16 protein-coding genes are annotated in these 20,347 nt (G+C 40.3%); 10 read left to right on the top strand and 6 right to left on the bottom strand.

The features are described from left to right. Window positions 1-241: 241 nt before the first annotated feature. The 4 genes from betA to E2I05_RS00535 form a co-directional block, all read right to left on the bottom strand. Window positions 242-1,933 carry a choline dehydrogenase gene (gene betA, locus E2I05_RS00520; protein WP_121853226.1) on the bottom strand — a complete coding sequence of 564 codons (1,692 nt, stop codon included), beginning with the start codon at window positions 1,931-1,933 and terminating at the stop codon, window positions 242-244. Window positions 1,934-1,946: 13 nt separating this feature from the next. Next, window positions 1,947-3,407 carry a betaine-aldehyde dehydrogenase gene (betB, locus tag E2I05_RS00525; RefSeq protein ID WP_121853225.1) on the bottom strand — a complete coding sequence of 487 codons (1,461 nt, stop codon included), beginning with the start codon at window positions 3,405-3,407 and terminating at the stop codon, window positions 1,947-1,949. Window positions 3,408-3,467: 60 nt separating this feature from the next. Beyond that, window positions 3,468-4,079 (bottom strand): transcriptional regulator BetI, encoded by a 612-nt coding sequence (gene betI / locus E2I05_RS00530; RefSeq protein ID WP_121853224.1) that lies wholly within the window; start codon window positions 4,077-4,079, stop codon window positions 3,468-3,470. Between the two features lie 726 nt (window positions 4,080-4,805). Then, complete coding sequence (locus tag E2I05_RS00535; RefSeq protein ID WP_133309411.1) at window positions 4,806-8,330, bottom strand: pentatricopeptide repeat-containing protein; 3,525 nt, start codon at window positions 8,328-8,330, stop codon at window positions 4,806-4,808. Window positions 8,331-9,008: 678 nt separating this feature from the next. Between E2I05_RS00535 and E2I05_RS00540 the strand changes: the two genes are divergently transcribed. Genes E2I05_RS00540 through E2I05_RS00555 form a run of 4 tightly spaced genes read left to right on the top strand, consistent with a single transcriptional unit; the run spans window position 9,009 to window position 12,192 of the window. Next, on the top strand, window positions 9,009-9,569 hold the full coding sequence (locus E2I05_RS00540; protein ID WP_121854549.1) for a diguanylate cyclase: 561 nt from the start codon (window positions 9,009-9,011) through the stop codon (window positions 9,567-9,569). Beyond that, entirely contained in the window at window positions 9,570-10,679 is a 1,110-nt protein-coding gene (locus tag E2I05_RS00545; protein ID WP_121854550.1) for a beta-ketoacyl-ACP synthase III, read from the top strand. Between the two features lie 6 nt (window positions 10,680-10,685). After that, window positions 10,686-11,369, top strand: a complete 684-nt coding sequence (locus tag E2I05_RS00550) for an iron-containing redox enzyme family protein (RefSeq protein ID WP_121854551.1) — start codon at window positions 10,686-10,688, stop codon at window positions 11,367-11,369. Then, window positions 11,362-12,192, top strand: a complete 831-nt coding sequence (locus tag E2I05_RS00555) for a DUF6999 family protein (protein WP_121854552.1) — start codon at window positions 11,362-11,364, stop codon at window positions 12,190-12,192. Before E2I05_RS00550 ends, E2I05_RS00555 begins: the two co-directional genes overlap by 8 nt. A 301-nt stretch (window positions 12,193-12,493) precedes the next feature. On the opposite strand, the gene yihA is transcribed toward E2I05_RS00555, so the two are convergent. After that, window positions 12,494-13,135, bottom strand: coding sequence for a ribosome biogenesis GTP-binding protein YihA/YsxC (yihA, locus tag E2I05_RS00560; protein WP_121854553.1), 642 nt, complete (start codon window positions 13,133-13,135; stop codon window positions 12,494-12,496). Window positions 13,136-13,305: 170 nt separating this feature from the next. On the opposite strand from yihA, the gene E2I05_RS00565 reads away from it, so the two are divergent. The 4 genes from E2I05_RS00565 (at window position 13,306) to E2I05_RS00580 (ending at window position 16,711) form a co-directional block, all read left to right on the top strand. Beyond that, a complete protein-coding gene (locus E2I05_RS00565; RefSeq protein WP_121854554.1) occupies window positions 13,306-13,929 on the top strand; it encodes a c-type cytochrome in 624 nt (207 codons plus the stop codon). Window positions 13,930-14,997: 1,068 nt separating this feature from the next. Further along, window positions 14,998-15,627 carry a methyltransferase domain-containing protein gene (locus E2I05_RS00570; protein ID WP_121854555.1) on the top strand — a complete coding sequence of 210 codons (630 nt, stop codon included), beginning with the start codon at window positions 14,998-15,000 and terminating at the stop codon, window positions 15,625-15,627. A 66-nt stretch (window positions 15,628-15,693) separates the two neighbouring features. Continuing rightward, entirely contained in the window at window positions 15,694-16,230 is a 537-nt protein-coding gene (gene yihI / locus E2I05_RS00575; protein ID WP_121854556.1) for a Der GTPase-activating protein YihI, read from the top strand. Window positions 16,231-16,240: 10 nt separating this feature from the next. Continuing rightward, complete coding sequence (locus E2I05_RS00580) at window positions 16,241-16,711, top strand: DUF2489 domain-containing protein (RefSeq protein WP_121854557.1); 471 nt, start codon at window positions 16,241-16,243, stop codon at window positions 16,709-16,711. Between the two features lie 85 nt (window positions 16,712-16,796). Here E2I05_RS00580 and E2I05_RS00585 read toward each other — a convergent pair whose 3' ends face one another. Continuing rightward, window positions 16,797-17,036: a hypothetical protein gene (locus E2I05_RS00585; protein ID WP_121854558.1), complete on the bottom strand. Its 240-nt coding sequence runs from the start codon at window positions 17,034-17,036 to the stop codon at window positions 16,797-16,799. Between the two features lie 241 nt (window positions 17,037-17,277). Here E2I05_RS00585 and hemN point away from each other — a divergent pair, with 241 nt between their 5' ends. Then, window positions 17,278-18,654, top strand: a complete 1,377-nt coding sequence (hemN, locus tag E2I05_RS00590) for an oxygen-independent coproporphyrinogen III oxidase (RefSeq protein WP_279387041.1) — start codon at window positions 17,278-17,280, stop codon at window positions 18,652-18,654. Window positions 18,655-18,986: 332 nt separating this feature from the next. Beyond that, window positions 18,987-20,207: a hypothetical protein gene (locus tag E2I05_RS00595; protein ID WP_121854560.1), complete on the top strand. Its 1,221-nt coding sequence runs from the start codon at window positions 18,987-18,989 to the stop codon at window positions 20,205-20,207. Window positions 20,208-20,347 lie beyond the last annotated feature (140 nt).

Below are 20,347 nucleotides of genomic sequence, written 5' to 3' on the forward strand. Positions count from 1 at the left end.
GAGCCAACTGACCAATAACACGAATGTTATGGTCACAAGATAAAAACAGTGTGATCATCAATTTCGATAAATAATCATAAAACACATTATTTATTGAAATTGTGATCGACCGTTATAACTACGCAAGTACTTGGATCAGACCTTTTAGCCATTTTGAATAGTGGCAATCAGCACCGCTACTCAAAGGCTGTGGCAGATACTTCGCCACGGTGTAAAACTCGTTTATTTAGGTTCAATCGCATTAGCTCACCACACGCTTAGGCGTAGTTTCGCGTTGACGTTGTTGCCAATCTGTCCCTAATCGAACTTCAGCATCACTCGCTGGCAGAGGCGCCTTGCCCAATATTAAGTCGGCTGCCCTTTCAGCCACCATAATGGTGGGCGCGTTCAAGTTTCCGTTTGGAATAGTTGGGAAAATTGACGAATCAACGATCCGTAACCCCGTCAAACCATGTACTTTGGTTTGCGGATCAACCACTGCAAGAGGATCTGTGCCCATTTTGCATGAACAAGAAGGGTGATAAGCCGACTCGACCGATTGACGCACAAATTGATCGATTTGCTCATCGGTTTGAACCGCGATACCGGGCTGAATTTCTTCACCTCGGTAATCGTCAAGTGCAGGTTGATTAATGATTTCACGGGTCAGGCGCACACAAGCGCGGAAGCCTTCAATATCTTCAGGCTCTGACAAATAATTAAAGCTAATCTTAGGAGCCACGTTTGGGTTCGCAGACACTAGCGTGACGGCGCCGCGGCTTTTGGGTTTGTTGTGGCCAATATGCACTTGAAAGCCATGCCCTGCAAACGCTTCTTTACCGTCATAACGCATGGCGGCAGGCAAAAAGTGATATTGTAGATCTGGCCATGCCAAATTAGCTTTAGAACGGATAAAGCCACAAGACTCAAAATGATTGGTCGCGCCTAAGCCCGATTTATTTAAAATCCAGCGGGTGCCAATGGCTAATTTGCTTAATGGATCTAAGCTACCATTGAGCGAAATCGGCTGGGTACATGTGAATTGAAAATAAAACTCTAAGTGATCTTGTAAGTTTTTCCCGACACCAGCTAACTCATGTTTTAACTCAACACCCGCAGCATTTAAAGTGGATTTATCACCAACTCCTGATAGCTGTAATATGTGCGGTGAACCCACTGGACCTGCGGACAAAATCACCTCTTTATTGCAATGTACTTCGATGGTTTTGCCTTTACGTTGATAACACACACCAGTGGCGGTTTTATTCTCAAGCATCACTTTGTGAACCACTGCATGCGTCACAACTGTAAGATTAGGACGCTTCATGGCAGGGCGTAAATAAGCATTTGATGTTGACCAGCGCACACCATCTTTAATGGTCATGTGCATGGGGCCAAAGCCTTCTTGTTGTGCGCCATTGTAATCCGCTGTCGCTAAGTAACCAGCATCCACGCCTGCATCAATAAAGGCTTTATAAAGAGGGTTACGCATTTGGTTACCATTATTTACGGCAAGCTCGCCTTGGTCGCCGCGGTAATCATCCTCACCAAAAGCCCATGTTTCGGCTTTTTTAAAGTAAGGTAAGCAATGGGCATAGTCCCAACCATCGGCACCATGTTGTTGCCATTCGTCGAAGTCCATCCCATGACCACGAACATATACCATGCCATTTATGGATGATGAACCGCCCAACACTTTACCGCGAGGACAATGCATTCGACGATTATCTAGCCCTTGTTCGGGTTCGGTTTCAAACTGCCATGCGTATTTCTTGGAATTCATTGGAATGGATAATGCGGTTGGCATTTGAATGAAAATGCTTTTATCGCTGCCGCCAGTTTCTAATAATAATACTGAGTTGTTGGTATCTTCAGACAATCTGTTGGCAAGCACGCACCCAGCAGAACCGGCACCAACAATAATGTAGTCGTATTTTTTGTTTTGATCAGACATAGTTAAAGATACCTTAAAATGGGCTTTCAAGCGGTTGCATGCCAACGTATACCGCTTTCACTTGGGTATAAGCTTTTAGGGTTTCTGTGCCATTTTCACGGCCAATGCCAGACATTTTATAACCACCGACAGGCATTTCTGCTGGAGAGGCGCCATAAGCATTGATCCAGCAAATACCCGCTTGCATCTGATGAATCACTCGATGAGCGCGGGTAATGTTTTGAGTAAACACGGCCGCAGCTAATCCCATTTGAGTATCATTAGCACGGGCGATGACGTCAGCTTCATCGGTAAATTTGAGAACCGACATGACAGGGCCAAAAATTTCCTCTTTGCAGATGACCATATCATCAGTGCAATTTCCGAAAATCGTTGGCGCGACAAAACAACCATTAGGCGCTGAGTCAGGTGATAGGATGGTGCCGCCACACAGTAATTCAGCCCCTTCTTGAATACCAATATTGATGTATTCCATCACTTTTTGTTGATGTGCTTTGGAAATTAATGCACCGAAATTGGTTTCTTCAGCCATAGGATCACCACAAACAATATTGTCTTTGGTGCGCTTAAGCAATTTCTCAATAAAGATTGGATAAACTGAATCGTGCACGAAAACACGAGTGCCGTTGGTACAAATTTCACCTTGGGTGTAAAAGTTACCGAGCATGGCCGCTGATACGGCATTATCGATGTCTGCGTCGTCAAAAATAATGAGTGGTGATTTGCCGCCAAGTTCCATGGTGACATCTTTCAGTGAGCCTGCGGCCGCAGCCATGACTTTTTGGCCTGTTCCCACTTCACCAGTAAAAGATACTTTGGCAATGTCAGAGTGGGATGTCATCCATGCGCCAACAAGGCCGTCACCTTGAATGACATTAAATACACCATCAGGGACACCTGCCTCAGAAAAAATTTCAGCCAGTTTTAAAGCGCCAAGCGGTGTTTCTTCAGAAGGCTTAAATAACATCGCGTTACCTGAAGCCAATGCAGGCGCTGACTTCCAACAGGCTATTTGCAGTGGATAATTCCACGCGCCAATCCCTGCGCAAATACCAAGGGGTTCACGACGAGTATAGTAAAAATCATCACCGACTTGCTGTTGAGCACCTTCGATTCCTGCGGCAAGACCAGCAAAAAATTCAATCGAGTCAGCGCCACTGGCGACATCGACCACAGAGGCTTCTTGCCAAGGTTTACCGGTATCAATGACTTCAATTGCAGCCAACTCATCATTACGCTGGCGAAGCAACTCAACGGCTTTTAATAAAATTCGGCATCGTTCCATACCACTCATGGTTGACCACAATTGGAAACCTTGCTGTGCACTGATTATGGCGGCTTGTTGCACTTTAGCATCGGCCACTTCGACTAAATAACTAACTTCCCCAGTCGCTGGGTTGATCACTTCAAAGGTTTCACCTGTGTCATTAGCAAGGTACTGACCATTGATATAATTACGATAAACAACTGACATAAAAATTCTCCCTATGGCTCGTGCGCCATAGTAATACGATGGAAATCGGTTGATTTGGCACTAAGATGCTCTTTGTAGAGCCTTGTCAGTCCCTTGAAGTTGTACAGAGATGAAACTTTTACATAGTTTTTTGGCTTGTTCGAAAGCCTGCTTTGGATCGCTATCCAATGCGCTGCGCAACCAAAAACCGTCAATCATTGCGGCGGTTTGTTTGGCGGCTTGAATGGCCGAAGTACGCTCTAAGACTTGTGAAAATGAAAATAATAAATTGCTATACAGTCTTTGATTATTGACGCGTTGTAAGCGGGCTAATGCATCATCATGCATAGCTTGAGCCCAGAAGCTGAGCCAAGTTTTTGTTGCCGCATTAGATTGCTGTAAGTCAGTAAAGTTAGCTTCAACAATCAGCAATAATCGTTGCTCAGGAGACAAATTGCGATCTCTGGTTTGGCTGAGTAATGCTTGTTTAAGGCCGTCAATGAGGTAACGAAGTGTGGCTTCAATCAATCCTTGTTTACCACCAAAGTAATGACTGATGATCCCGGAAGATAATCCAGCATTAGCACTAATGGTGTTGATCGTGGTGTTATGCAAACCAAAACATTCAACGGATTTGAGGGTAGCGTTAATCAGCTCTTTTTTGCGCTGATATTTTATTTCGTTCCTTGACATAGTTCGGCACATTCTCAATTAAAGTGTTATGAATGAAAGTTGATTGAACGTTCAATCAACGAGCATGATAATAGTTAGAACTCTAATTATCAAGGTGCGCTTTTAGGAATGAAAAGCAGGTGGTGAAAATAGTTTTGGTGAAAATGTTACTTGGTGGCGATGTTTATATATTTGTTTTTAAGTGGTTTTTATTGTTTTTAGTCAGCTGTGTTTTTGCATGCCAATATCGTTAAAGTAATTACAGTTAAAATAGTTACAGTTAAAACTATTTGTTGTAATAAGGCCAAATTCTCAATGAAGATTTATTCAGGTTAAAACAAAAATGCATTTAACATTATAAGATGGTCGTTGTTCTATGATGTTCATTTTATGATGCGCTCATATTAAAAAGTGTGTTCGCTAGGGTCTGTTGATCTTTCAGGATTAAATTTTGTGCTATTTGAGCATTTATCTGTTTAAGGCGTGAGCAGTGATGCTTAGCCATCTAATTGAGCTGGTCACAACACAGAACAGTGAATGCTCAAAAGCATCGAAAAAAGAGAGAGCGTAAATTGGTCGCTCTTTCTAAATAAAAGGTGTTGCGTTATCGTTTTCTTATTTGGAAACGAAGTAACGACAGCTTTGTATGTCGATAATAACCAAACCTCACAAACTCTGCCTAGCATAAAATAACTAATTTATCGCTGCAAAAACAATCACGAAAGATCAACAGACCCTAGTATCAAGTTAATGGCTAGACTCGCTCAATACTATCATTCCTGAGTTGAATTTATCCTCGATAAACTCAAATCCAAATTCATCTTTGAGAAAAATTATCATTCCATTTTTTAACGTATTATTGCCATGGTATCCAGTTATGATCGATGTTATTTTGGGTTCATTGTTTTGTTTGTGGTAACAAAATAATAATTTTGCGAAAGCTAATGGAACACCTCGAATATGTGTACCATCGCCTGAATGTCCTTCGAAGATTTTATCCATATGCAAATCTATACAATGATTCATTAAGCCAACATTTTTTTTATATATTCCTTGTGTTATCCCTTTATCAATCATGCTTGCGAAATTATCTTTTTCAAGCGGCGCAAGTTGAGCATGTATTTGTGAAAGAGTACTCATGTTACACTTGTTTATTATTTCTTCTAAATACCATATTCCAGTGTCTAACTCCTTAGCCTTAATACATACTTTAATAAAGGCATTGTAAATGGCAACATCAGGCTTGATGTCCCATTGTTTCATTAAGCTGGCTGTAGCTGTAGCTGTAGCTGTATCGCCATCGCCCAACACCAATGATTTGGCTTCTGCATAACGCCCCGCTTCAGCGCAGGCCGTCAGTAAATTCAGGCAGGTGATTCGATTGGCTATTAATGGCAAATGAGGTGCCATCACGGGCTTATCACCACACACCAGTTGCCAAGCACTATCAAAGTAGTCAGTTTTAGCGCATACCGTGATAAAGGCATTGTAAATGGCAACATCAGCCTTGATGCCCAATTGTTGCATTAAGCTGGCTGTATCGCCATCGCCCAATACCAATGATTTGGCTTCTGCATAACGCCCCGTTTCAGCGCAAGCCGTCAGTAAATTCAGGCAGGTGATTGAATCTAACTTTAGTGATAGATGAGGTGCCATCAAGAGTTTGTCACCACGCACCAGTTGCCAAGCACTATCAAACTGGCCAGTTTTAGCGCATACCGTAATAAAGGCATTGTAAATGGCAGCATCAGGTTTGATGCCCCATTGTTGCATTAAGCTTGCTGTATCATCATCGCCCAACACCAATGATTTGGCTTCTGCATAACGCCCTGTTTCAGCGCAGGCCGTCAGCAAATTCATGCAGGTGATTGAATCTGCCTTTAGTGGTAGATGAGGTGCCATCATAGGCTTGTCACCACACACCAGTTGCCAAGCACTCTCAAACTGGCCAGTTTTAGCGCATACCGTAATAAAGGCGCTGTAAATGGCTACATTAGGTTTAATGCCCCATTGTTGTATTAAGCTGGCTGTAGCTATATCGCTCAACACCAATGATTTGGCTTCTGCATAACGCTCCATTTCAGCGCAGGCCGTCAGCAAATTAATGCAGGTGATTGAATCTGCCTTTAGTGGTAGATGAGGTGCCATCAAGGGGTTATCACCACACACCAGTTGCCAAGCACTCTCAAACTGGCCAGTTTTAGCGCATACCGTGATAAAAGCATTGTAAATGGCAACATTAGGCTTGATGCCCCATTGTTGCATTAAGCTGGCTGTAGCTGTAGCTGTATCGCCATCGGCCAACACCAATGATTTGGCTTCGGCATAACGCCCCGCTTTGGCGCAAGCTGCCAACAAATTCATGCAGGTGATTTGATTAGCTTTTAATGGCAAATGAGGTGCCATCAAGGGGTTATCACCACACACCAGTTTCCAAGCACTATCAAACTGGCCAGTTTTAGCGCATACCGTGATAAAAGCACTGTAAATGGCAGCATTAGGCTTGATGTTCCATTGCTGCATTAAGCTGTCTGTAGTTGTATCACCCAATACCAATGATTTGGCTTCTGCATAACGCCCCGCTTCAGCGCAGGCCGTCAGCAAATTCATGCAGGTGATTTGATTGGCTTTTAAAGGCAAACGGGGTGCCATCACGGGCTTATCACCACATACCAGTTGCCAAGCACTCTCAAACTGGCCAGTTTTAGCGCATACCGTGATAAAGGCATTGTAAATGGCAACATTGGGCTTGATGTCCCACAGCTCCATTAAGCTGTCTGTAGCTGTATTGCCATCGCCCAACACCAATGATTTGGCTTCTGCATAACGCCCCGATTCAGCGCAGGCAGCCAGCAGATTCATGCAGGTGATTGAATCTACCTTTAGTGGTAGATGAGGTGCCATCACGGGCTTATTACCACACACTAGTTGCCAAGCACTATCAAACTGGCCCTTTTTAGCGCATACCGTGATAAATGCGCTGTAAACGGCAACATTAGGCTTGATGCCCCATTGTTGCATCAAGCTGGCTGTATCTGTATCGCTATCGCCTAACACCAATGACTTTGCTTCTGCATAACGCCCCGCTTCAGCGCAGGCAGCCAGCAAATTCAGGCAGGTGATTGAATCTGCCTTTAGTGGTAGATGAGGCGCCATCACGGGCTTATCACCACACACAAGTTGCCAAGCACTATCAAACTGGCCAGTTTTAGCGCATACCTTGATAAAGGCGCTGTATACGGCAACATCAGGCCTGATGCCCCATTGTTGCATTAAGCTGGCTGTATCTGTATCGCCATCGCCCAACACCAATGTTTTCGCTTCGGCATAACGCCCCGTTTCAGCGCAGGTCGTCAGCAAATTCAGGCAGGTGATTGAATCTGCCTTTAGTAGTAGATGAGGTGCCATCACGGGCTTATCACCACACACCAGCCGCCAAGCACTATCAAACTGGCCAGTTTTAGCGCATACCGTGATAAAAGCATTGTAAACGGCAACAACAGGTTTGATGCCCCATTGTTGCATTACGCTGGCTTCAGCTGTATCGCCTAGCACCAATCCTTTGGCATCTGAAAAATTTAAATTTAACTTAATTAATTTCAATAATAGTGTGCATGTTTTCGATTCATAGAACGATTTAAATCGTATTATGTCACTAAAAACGCCGTCGAAATTAGATGAATGGCTGTCAGAAAACTCGGCCGCTTTGTGTAATAATTTATGGATTAACCTTATGTCCCATGATGTTTCCATGACCTGTTTGTCGCTTTTTAGGCTGTGAATGATTTCAATAAGCTGCGAAAGTTTAGTGCAACCACCAATTAATACATTTAACTCAATACCCAGTTGACTTTTGCTTTTCTGTTTAAGTTTCCAAGAGTGAATAAGCGCACTGGTCTGAGTAAAAAAGGAATTAGGTGAGGAAGGTGGTTGCTTTATTTGCTTGGTATATCGAGTGCTCGATTTAGGAGTAATGGAGCGGGGCTCAGTTGCAAAACGTTGGCGAACATTACTTGGCTTCTTACAATAATGAGTCTCTCGTGTGCGAGAGTTAGAGCGAGTCGACGATGACTTATTGTTGAAAAAATCATACAGCTTTTGTCTATCGGTTTTGTTTAATCTTTGATAACCCTGTTGTAAGTTTTCATCACCATCAAACCTTGAAACCTCAAAGTTAAGATAGGATAGAGCTTCGCTAGGGTATTCTTGGAGGCTTTTGAGCATGAATCTATATATTGATCCATGCTCAGCAGAAGTGCGCACTGTCGCCATCACATTACTCAATAAGTGAGTGAATTAACAAGCTAAGAAATAACGCACTGAAATGATAAATACAAAAATGTTCAGCTTTAAGGCATTCTATAAATGTATAACAGAAAATTATCCACCGCACAGGGAAGCCGCTTGGTAGCATATAGTTGTACATCAGACTCAAACAAAAAATAATGAAATTGAGCGTAAATTGGTTTTGTCCAAAAACGTGCTTCTCTCGGTATGATACTTATACCAATTACAGTAATTAAATTCCCAGCTCAGAGCTATGTATTTGTTCAAAGTACAAGTGAAATTGATGAAGACATAGTTATTACCGACATACAAAACTGTCGTTATTACATTGCTACGTTAAGACAGTTTTGCGTAGTAATTTGGACACATACAAGCTCCCGAAGGGCAAGGCTAAAGGATTTCATTACTAGGTTATAAGTTTTTGAATTATCCCGATAGTACTTCAAACTTGCGCCTTGTACTGAAAACCTTTAGCTCTTGCTGAGTGGGAAGTTAATTACTGTAATTGGTATTATTACCCGAATACATCTAAAAAATAAAAAAATGTGCTACAGCAGGAGGGGAATCTTCAGTATTGAAATAACGCGCTGAAAAATAAGTGTTTATTTTTGAAATTTATTTAGTAACATATCAAAAACATAAAAATATTGGACTGATTGCGGTATGGATACTTCTGATTTGTTAATCAATGCAATACTGTATGTATTTCTTCCACTCTGGGGAGCCGCAGGATTTGTTGACTGGTGTTGCCATCGCGCCACTAAAATAGAAACGACCTCAGGTATCAAAGAGTCACTTTTACATTCTTTAATGGGGATCCAAATTGCCATTCCCATAGCCCTTTGTTTAGCCTTTTATGTCAATGTATTAATCCTGCTCCTTTGTATAATTACGTGGATTTCACATGAAATTGTGGCCCATTGGGATGTGAAATATGCCGCCCCTAAGCGTGAAATTTCAATTTGGGAAATGCATGCGCATACTTACCTCGGCTCTCTGCCCTTATACATGCTTATTTCTATCATCGTGATTAACTGGCAAGCGTTTCTGCAACTGATTTACCTCGATTGGGCTGGCAATTTGTCACTTGTCCCAATGGAAGAACCTCATGGCTCATCGGCTTATTTACCTGCCTATGTCACATTTATGATGATCGCATGTGTATTTCCATACGCGGAAGAAAATCTACGTTGCCTTAAGGCGTACTTAATTAAAGGAAAATAAGTGGACGTTTATATTAATAGCACTGGGCACTATTTACCGGGCGATGCCGTTGGAAATGAGAGCATTGAAGATATTCTCGGACTGATCCACGGTAAAAAGAGCCGTTTAAAAAACAAAATTCTAAAATCTAATGGCATTGTACAGCGTCATTATGCGATTAATGAGCAGCAAGAAACGAAGATATCCAATAGTGATATGGCCGCTACAGCTGGAATCGATTGTATTAATAATAGCTACTTGTCTCCAGCTAAAATACAGATGCTCAGTTGTGCCACCAGTCAAGGCGACATGATATTACCGGGTTTTGGCAGCATGGTGCAAGCCGCGTTAAATCTTTCAGAGATTGAATTGCATACGAGTCATGGCATTTGCTCTAGTAGTATGATGGCGTTGAAAGTGGCCGTTAATAACATTAAGTGTGAAGACAGTGATAATGCGTTAGTTGTTGCGAGCGAGTTAACGTCTCGATTGTTTAAACATTCCCGTTATGAACAGTTAGACAGTAATGAAGTTGATTTTAATGCTGAGTTTTTGCGTTGGATGCTGTCGGACGGTGCCGGAGCGATACTATTAGAAAATCGCCCAAGAGCTATGGCAACAAGCATTAAAATTGATTGGATAACCAGCTTTTCTCACGCCAATGTGTTACCCGTTTGCATGTCCGTAGGGCGAGCAAAAAACGAAGAGGATAAAACTTGGCAAGATTATCAATCCTATGCTGATGCAGAGAAAGCGGGTGCGTTAATGCTTCGCCAAGACGTTAGATTGCTTGAGCACATTGTCGCCATCGGCGTACAAGGTTTTTTGAAGTTAATCGCACAAGGTAAAATCATTCCATCCAAAATAGACCATGTTTTGTGTCATTTTTCTTCCAAATATTTTAAAAGCAAAATATTCGACATGCTTGATACCGCGAGCATCAGTATTCCCGAAAGTAAGTGGTATACCAACCTCTATCAACGAGGTAACACGGGCTGTGCAGCCATTTTTATTATGCTTGATGAGTTTATTAAAACGCATGATCTCAAAGCCGGTGAAACCATCTTTTGTATGGTTCCAGAAAGCGGTCGATTCAATTGTGCTTACATGCACTTAACGGTGGCAGGATAACGACAAATGGAAAATACGGTATTAACTGAATCAGGGAAAACATGCTTACAAGGATTATTGAAAGTATGGCTCGATTTCGATTTATCTTTAAATAAAGTTCCGATTATCCAGCGATTAGAACAAAATCGATTAAGTGTGGAAGACTACCAAAAATTACTGCTTAATTTGCGCCAGCAAGTGGTTGAGGGCTCTCGCTGGATCAGTCGAAGTGCTTCAAGTTTTGATCGTCATTATTCGGATGTACGATCCACCGTTATCCATCATGCGACAGAAGAGCACCGTGATTATTTACTGTTAGAAGCTGACTATGTCGCCGCTGGAGGTTTACTGACAGAGATACAATCAGCTAAGAAAAATATCGGCTCAGAAGCATTACATGGTTTTCTGATGTATCGATCCAGTCAGCCAAATCCTGTCGATTTAATTGGTGCGATGTGGATTATTGAAGGACTTGGTAACAAGATGGCCAGTCGCTGGGCAAAACTCATTAGTCAGCAATTTACCTTTGAAAAATCGGCTACGTCTTTTATGGAATATCATGGTAATAATGATGAAAACCATATGAGAGAGCTGTATCAACTTATCGATCGAGTGGCGACATCAACAAAAAATGTCGATGACATTATCCGCACTTCAAAGGTCGTTGCGAAGTTATACCAACTGCAATTAGAAGAGATCGATAATGGCTAACAAGACGCGAAGTCCTTATTTGCAAGCCATCAGTCAGGATGATTCACTCCCTATTGAACATGTAGCTGTGCAGTTATGGCTGAAAGATCTTGATAATGGTTTGCGTTGGACACTAAGGCCGATTTTACAGTTCTTTTTTGCGTTTGTGTTGCATATTGTATGGTTTATCAAACGCCTTCCATTACCCCAATTCAGTGCGCATTCTTTGTTACAGAAAACTATTTGCTGGTTTTGTACTTATTTTGTATCCAAGGAAGCTAACCTATTAATTTTGAGACACTTTGCGACAGAATCAAACATTTTAAATTTTCTAGCAGAGAACAGCGGCCATGATCACAAGGTAAATTTATATCCTAAGAAAATCAGTGATATGCTAACCCAAACCTTTGTTAATCATGATCAAGAGTTGTTTGACTGTTTTATTAAACTCGGAGCTGTGAAACGCTCCGATAGCGAAACTACAAAAAAACATCGTTGGGCAGCGTGGCAACCCATCAATATGGATGAGTTCACCATTGAGCAAAAGGTCACTCAAATTTTAGATTTTGAAACATCCCATGCATTATTTATGTGTCTGTTTTGCTTATTATTAAAAAGAGACGAATACCGTGATGCAATCAACGGATTTAATTTAGATCAATCCATTGCGATTAGAGTTGGCAATATTATTGATGATAATACCCTTACGGAATATGCCTATAACAAATATCCACAATATTTGGTCGGTCCATGGAATTTGGGGCAACGTTTTTTAATGCATGGTTTTTTTACAGAGCATCTGTATGCGAAATTAGAAGCGATGAGAATAAGCCAGTTAGAGTAGCTTTTTTAAGACACAAGAATATGAATACTTCCACTTTTATTCATGCGGAATAAACGAATATATTTTGCAGTAGATCATAAAAACACTCTGAATTAGAGTTATTACTTTAATTTGTTCGTAGATCGAGTATTATGACGATGTTGAGCGCCACCAACTGTGTTGGTGGAACTTGAGTCTTGTTGAAGTTAGCTTCTCCCCAAAAGGGCTAATTTATTTTTACCGGTGGCAGTTGCTACCGGTTTTTTTTTGCAAAAAAGCCAGCTTATGCTGGCCGTTATTGTTCATCTAACTCATTTATCAATCAATAATTTTCGTTAGCTGTTTCATCAAGCTGGCACCATTGGCTTAAAATTGTTAATGCTTTTTTCTTGCCAGTCCCTTTTAACGACGAAAATGGTTCAACTCGAACGCTGTCACCAAACTCAGCCAGTTCATTGCGAACAAAGTTGACGGTTTTCATTTTGGCGCTTTGATCTAATTTATCGACTTTTGTCAGTAATGCCAAAACAGGGAGTTCACTGGCCACAGCCCATTCTATCATCTGCATATCAAGATCTTTAAGCGGGTGGCGGCTGTCCATAAGCACAACAACACCTGCCAAACACTTGCGTTGCTGCAAATACTCGCCTAATGCCTGTTGCCACTTTTTCTTTAATGCCAATGGCACTTGCGCAAAACCGTAACCCGGTAAGTCCACTAAGCGACAATGTTGATTTAATGCAAAGACATTGATTAATTGAGTTCGACCGGGCGTTTTACTGGTTCTCGCCAAGCCTTTTTGTTCAGTTAACACATTTAATGCACTCGATTTTCCTGCATTTGAACGACCTGCAAACGCAATTTCAACGCCTACATCACCGGGTAGGTGTTCATCCAAGTGTGCAATGTCTGGCGCACTTATTAGAAACTTTGCTTTACGGAAATCTATCTCGGGGTCAGCCACGGTTTACTCCAACTTTCGATAACGCAATACTATAATTATCCAAGGATTGCTTACTTTTCTACGATTTCGTGTAGAATATTATATTGATCACAATATTAAACATATTATCACGCTTACGGGTCTTGCCAGTAAGCTCAGGACAATAATCTTAACAAAGAAGTTGGAACGCCATGAAAAAGTTAGCTCTTATGCTGTCTGTTATCGTTGCCACAATTTCAGCACCTGTTTTTGCTGAAGGTAGTGCTGAAGCCGGTCAAACTAAAGCGGCCCTCTGTGCGGCTTGCCACGGAATGGATGGCAATAGCTTAGTTGCCATGTTTCCGAAGCTTGCAGGTCAACATGCAGAATATTTGAAGAAGCAATTACATGATTTTAAGACCGGTGGGCAAACTAATGGTGCCAAAGGTCGTTTTGACCCAACAATGGCTGGTTTTGTTGCCGCACTAACGGCTCAAGATATTGAAGATTTATCGGCTTATTTTGCCGCACAGAAATCTTCACAAATAGCAGCTACGGATGGTTCTGCCGCTGGTATGGAACTGTACAACTCTGGAGATGCAGAGCGCGGCATTACCGCTTGTTTAGCGTGTCACGGTCCGACTGGTAAAGGTATGGGAGCTGCAGGCTTTCCAAGTCTTGCAGATCAATACCCAGACTATATTAAAAGCCAGCTAACTAAGTTTCGTGATGCAACGCGTCATAATGACTTAAACGGCATGATGAGAGATATCTCTAAAAAATTAACAGATGCTGATATTGATGCGCTCACAAAATATATTGCGAGCTTGAAGTAATTATTTTTAAAAAAGTGAGATAAAAAAGGATGTTATGAAACATCCTTTTTTATCCGGAAGTAATTAACGTTAACGTCAACGTAATTTATTGGATCGTTTTGTTGACATTCTTATGTAACTTCGGTTTAATGCGCCCTGTACCGAGGTAAACCCAACTGTCATGCAAGTAATAATAAAAATAATGAACAGATTTCGGTATTGATACATTTAAGATATAAGAATAAAGAACGCTAAAATAATAATAAAACTACAACCACTCTCTAATAATAATAAGAGTCGTGGCTTACCTTTAAGCCCTGGTTATTCAAATTGTAAGGACAGGTTAATTTTGACCGACCGCTGTATAGCATTCCCTTACCGCTAAAGAGTTTTGCTTTGCTCACATCTGAAGGATTCAGATGAAAGTTAAACTGAAAACTCGCTAATAATGAAAACATGGATTGTTGACTCAACATCACAGACGATGTTTTAAGATGTGTTAATTTTTGGCCATCTGACCAGTCGTTTTACGGCACATAACAAAAAGTTAGGAAGACTCATAATAATAAAAGATGCATGGACAGCTGTTACTCAAGATACCGACCGGGAATGTCGCTAAGCAAGCATGGATACTTGAGATCAGATTACAGTGTCGAAGACACTCGTTCATATAGGCGGCAGATTATTCTGCCGCCTTTTTTATTTCTTTAATTTTTAGCAGCTTTGAGATTATTTCTAAAGATGTGACGATTCAAGATTAAAGTGTTATGTTTGAGTTCGTTAATCCTAGAAACATCAGTTGACTGCGTTCTCAAGCGTAGAAAAAATGGCTGATATTAAGACGTAGCTTGCAGTAAGTAGTTATTCTACTTGCAAAAGTTACAACGCAGATAGCAGCCATTTTAGCAAGCTTGTGAGCGTAGAGCATTTCACTCATTGGGTGAAAAACATGATAATAGAATCATCCAATTGCTCAAACAGTTACTCATATACCCAGTGTTCAACTGATGTTTTTAGGTTAATTGAACGTCAACGAATGAATATTTTTATTTGAATACTCTTTTTCTATGAATTGGTTTTGTCATCTTTATGCATCATTGCTTGGTTTGTCATGGGCACGCTCGATACTTCTATCAGGATAAAAAACGCAGTTATTTTAATTGTACTGCATGTGGCTTTATCTGCTCAGATCCTAATACTCATTTGCCTCAAAGTGTTTTTAAACAGCGCCTTGGCAACGAGAAAATGAAACTGCAAGCGAAACACGCTACTTTTATTTCTACAGTTATTACCGAATTTCAAAAACAACAAGCACAATGTTTGCGTATTTTAAATTATGGCTACCCGTTGGACGGCGATTTAATGGATAAAATAATAGGGTTTGGGCACTTGTTTTTCCAATTTAATCCCTTCGATGAAGTGGACTCTAAAATGCTCAAACAAAAGTATGATGTGATCATCAATTACCGTGTACTTGAACATTTTGCTAATCCGAAACGGGATTGGCTATTGCAATCACGTTTATTGAAGCAAGGAGGATGGGTGATTGTTGAGACACAGTTATTAAACGATCCTGCTGCTTTTAATTCTTGGCATTTTATTAATGATGCTACTCGGATCAGCTTTTACCAAGCGCAAACATTAAATTATCTCGCGGAGTTATGCGAGCTCTCAGAAGTGTTTAATAATGGCACGCTGATCGTGTTGAAAAAGAATTAACCATGCAGATCATGATATACTGTTGAAATTATCGAATTGTACATATCAGCATAGTAAATACATCACATGCCTAGAAGTAAAAAAACGCGTAAGGTCAGCGAAAATGGCCCAAAGAATGCTCCTCGAACCAAGAAAGAAGATCGCAGTTCTGTCAGCAAAAAGCGAAACAATGGTAAAAAGTCAGGCAGTCGTCATAATGAACAGCAATTAGCGGCTCAAAAAGGTGGCTCAGCTGCCGCGGTTGCAAAAGATGCTCGTCATGGTAGCAAAAAGCCTGTCATACTTAATATTGCTACACCGGAGCTTCGTCAGCCAGAGACTAAAGTGAAACAACCTAAGCTGACAGACGAGCAAAAGCTATTACAACTCGAAGACAATCCGCGATTAAATAAACTTCTAGATAGGCTTGAAGAAGGTAAAGTCTTGAGCAATGAAGATCAGCAATGGCTCGATAGTCAATTAGATCAAATTGAATCTCTGATGAATAAGCTCGGCTTAAATGATTCTGTAGAGACACAGCCTAAAAAAGCAAAAAACAGCGATGACGAGCTCTTTGAACGTTTTGAGTCAGGTGCTGATTTATTGAAAGACTATCAAAACTAAGAGGCTGTGAATGCAGGTAGCATTAATTATTGGAGCGGTGTGTATTATTGTTGGATTAGCCGCTTACGCCACAATATTAATTCTTCAATTGCGTCAGCAAAATCGCAAGCAGAAAGCAATTGCAACTCAAAAAGCAGAAACGATAAAAGCTAAGCAAACTTCAGTGTTAGGTGATATACGTTATATTGCTGCTGCTATGATTGAAGAACGGTGTGAACTATCAGAAGGTGTAATGAGAATTGTGAAATTGTTTGAATCGATTTCACTGTTAGAGTTGGTTGAGCCTAAATATCCACAATTGTTTGCCCACTATGCTTGTATCGCCACTCATCCAATCATGGAGCAACGGAAGGCGCTTTCAAAACAACAGCGAATGAAACTTGATTTGGAGCGAATGAAGTCAGAGGCTACCTACGAGCAAGGCATCATTGAAGAAGTAAAAAAAATTCAGCATTTTGATTTGGCAAAAATGGCACATTGATTTAACGGTAAATAGAGTAATAATCGTTTTTACTCTATTTATTGAGCCGTGAACTGTGCTACTCAATAGTTATTATCGCTCGTCACTACTCTGATACTCCAAACTGATATACCTTAGGTTGTTGTGTTACCTTCAATCGATGAGCGCGAAAATCAGCTAATTTGTCTAAATGAAATTTTTTCAGAAAGTGATATAGCGTATCATTTGATGTTGCAGTGTTTACTTGATGTTTACCAGATGTTGATTGTGGCGTGTTATCAGTTTGGACAGGAGCAACATATCTAGTCCTGTGAGCTTGAGCCGTTGAGTAAGATGGAGTCGACATAAGTATTTAAATACTATGATCCTAAAATCGCATAATAACCCATTAAAGCTGAATGAAAGCTGTTTATGGTTACTCGTTCCAATTAATGTACAGTTTGAGTTCATTATTCATTAAAAGATTTTATTGTCGAAAGTTCAGCAGTCAAATTCACAATCTGCGTTAGATCAAAGTTTTACTCATTCGCTTCAGGCATACTTCGGGCATTAAGCATTAGCTACCGTGAAACGCCGGAGGCAAGATTGTGAGTTATTCTCCAAAAATTAACTGGGATCAGTCGATGATCGAGAAGTACAATTACAGCGGTCCTCGATACACCTCTTATCCAACAGCTTTAGAGTTTGACGATAGCTTTAGCGAAAATGCGTTATTAGCATCAATCAAAAACAGTAAAAGCCGTGAATTATCCCTTTATATTCATATCCCGTTTTGTGCAAAACTTTGCTATTACTGCGGTTGCAATAAAGTCATTACACGACATAAGCATAAAGCTGAGCAATATCTAGAATACTTGAAAACAGAAATTATTAATCGCGCCCCGTTATTTAAAGATTATCAGGTAACACAGATGCATTGGGGCGGCGGCACACCGACTTATCTTGAGCCTGAGCAAATTTTGTGGCTCACAGATCAATTAAAATCAGCGTTTAATTTTGTTGATGATGGTGAATTTTCGATTGAAATTGATCCAAGAGAAATAGAACTTTCAATGCTTGATACATTAAAAGTAGCCGGATTTAACCGTATCTCGGTTGGTGTTCAAGATTTTAATAAGCAAGTACAAAAAGCGGTCAACCGTGAACAAGACGAACAGTTTATTTTTGATTTGATTGGAAGGGCGAAAGCGTTGGGTTTTGTTTCTACAAATGTTGATTTGATTTATGGTTTACCGCATCAAACACCAGTGAGTTTTGCTCAAACTATCGAACGGACGATTGAATTATCACCCGACAGATTATCAGTGTTCAATTATGCGCACTTACCTTCTCGTTTTGCTGCGCAGCGAAAAATTAAAGATGATGACCTACCGTCAGCATCACAGCGTTTAGAGATATTACATCAAACCATCAAAACATTAACAGATGCTGGTTATCAATTTATTGGGATGGATCATTTTGCTAAGCCTGACGATGAGCTCGCTAAGTTACAACGCACTGGTAAACTGCATCGCAACTTTCAAGGTTACACCACTAAAGAAGAGTGTGATTTATTAGGTTTGGGCGTATCGTCAATAAGCCAAATTGGCGATTGTTATGCGCAAAATCAAAAAGAAGTCCGTGAGTATTATGGCGCAATTGATAATGAGGGGCATGCCCTTTGGAAAGGCTGTGAGCTCGATCGTGATGACGAAATTCGGCGTGTCGTGATAAAACAGCTTATCTGTCATTTTGAACTTGATATGGCGAAGATAGAAAAGCAACTTGATATCAAGTTTGATGAATACTTCGCAGAAGATCTAAAACTGCTGCAAACCTTTGTTAATGACAAGTTGATAATCATTGAAAATCGAATCCTCAGTGTGAATGCGACAGGGCGTTTATTGATCCGTAATATTTGTATGTGTTTTGATAAATACTTCCGAGATAAAGCTCGCCAGCAACAGTTTTCACGAGTAATTTAGTTGAGATAAAAGTAAAGGTTTCAAAATCTTGGAACCTTTATAAATATGTTTCACTAATGTTAATTTTTAATATTAGTAAATTGTTACTAGCTGCAAAGTTTTTCATAGTACAAACCGCTAAAGCAACAATAAGTGGTTAATCATTTATAATCAGTTGGTTAGTGCGAAATTATATAATTTAAATATAATATATTTTTTATAAATATCTAGACCTTATTACTATTGCGATATTCAGCGATATAGGTAAATTTCCTATAACTGAATCACTTTAAAACGAATTTACAAAAATTTGTTTTATTGTTTTTCATTTTTAAAAAAACTGGGAGAAAAAAATGCCTACACGTACAAGGAAGTTACTCATCGCGATTGCGGTTTCATCTATTTTCAGCGCCTCTGTTGTTGCTGGCGACCATAATGAAATTACCATTGATCAAAGAACAGTGAGCAATGAAGGTCAAACTGCCACTTCAACTCAATTCGGTAGTTTTAACCAAAGCACGATAAACCAAGAAGGTGATGCTCAGGATTCATCAGTAATACAAAATGGTGAATATAATGTATCATCATTAACTTCTAATGGTTATGGAAACACACAATTCATTGAGCAAACCGGTGAATACAATAACAGTACAGTAGCAGTTTATGGTGATGCAAACGTAAACGATGTGACTCAGGATATATCTAACTACTCGTATAGCGAAACACGTGGTAGCGACAACGAGAATACGATCACTCAAAATGGTATAAGTAACTATAATTATTTTAGCTTTAGTGGTGATAATAACGTCCATACCCTCGATCAAGCAGGAGAAGATAACCAAAGTTACTTTTATTCATTTAATGAAGCTAATCGTAATACAGCCACCATTACTCAAGGCGGTCAATATAATCAATCACGTATTGTTAATGTAGGCTCTGATGACAATGAGTTTGTTATATCACAGGATGGTGATTCTAACTCTTCTTTAATTCAGGGTACTGTTGGGCATACGAACAGCTTTAATATCTCGCAGGTTGATTTTCTAAATACAGCTAGGTTAATCAATGTAGCGGGTAACAACAACGAAATCACAGTAGATCAAGATGGCGACCAAAATAATGTAGGCGACGGTGATGTGGCTGAATTCAGCGGTGATAACAATGTTGTCAATATTACTCAAACAGGTGCCTCGAACAGAACTGACATGCGCGTACTTGGCGATGCTAATACCGTAAGTTTACATCAAGATGGCAATAGCCATTATGCACGTATGACGACTGATGGTAATTCAAACACGGTTAATGCATCTCAAAGTGGTGACATTAATATGATTGATATTTTAACCACAGGTGATGAGAATAGCATCGAGCTTGCTCAAGTTGGTGGCAGCAACGATATCTCAGGCATTGATGGCGTAAGCGCTGACTTTGGTGTTACTGGTTCAAATAATACGCTTACTATTTCTCAAACGGGTAATCTAAACAGCGTATTTGGCTCTTCTACTGGCTCTGCTAACAGCATTAGTGTGGCGCAAACTGGTACAAGCAACACAGCGGTTACAACGCAAAACTAATAAAATCAGCATGAATGTAAAAAGGTCGGTGAATACCGACCTTTTTTGTGCTCGTCTGCGGTAAAATTATTTAAAGATTTTTATTTGTAACATCCATTATCCTAAATAAATCGGTTGGGAGCGTTCATATACGCAGTCAA

The sequence above is a fragment of the Parashewanella spongiae genome (genome assembly GCF_004358345.1).
Lineage (GTDB): Bacteria > Pseudomonadota > Gammaproteobacteria > Enterobacterales > Shewanellaceae > Parashewanella > Parashewanella spongiae.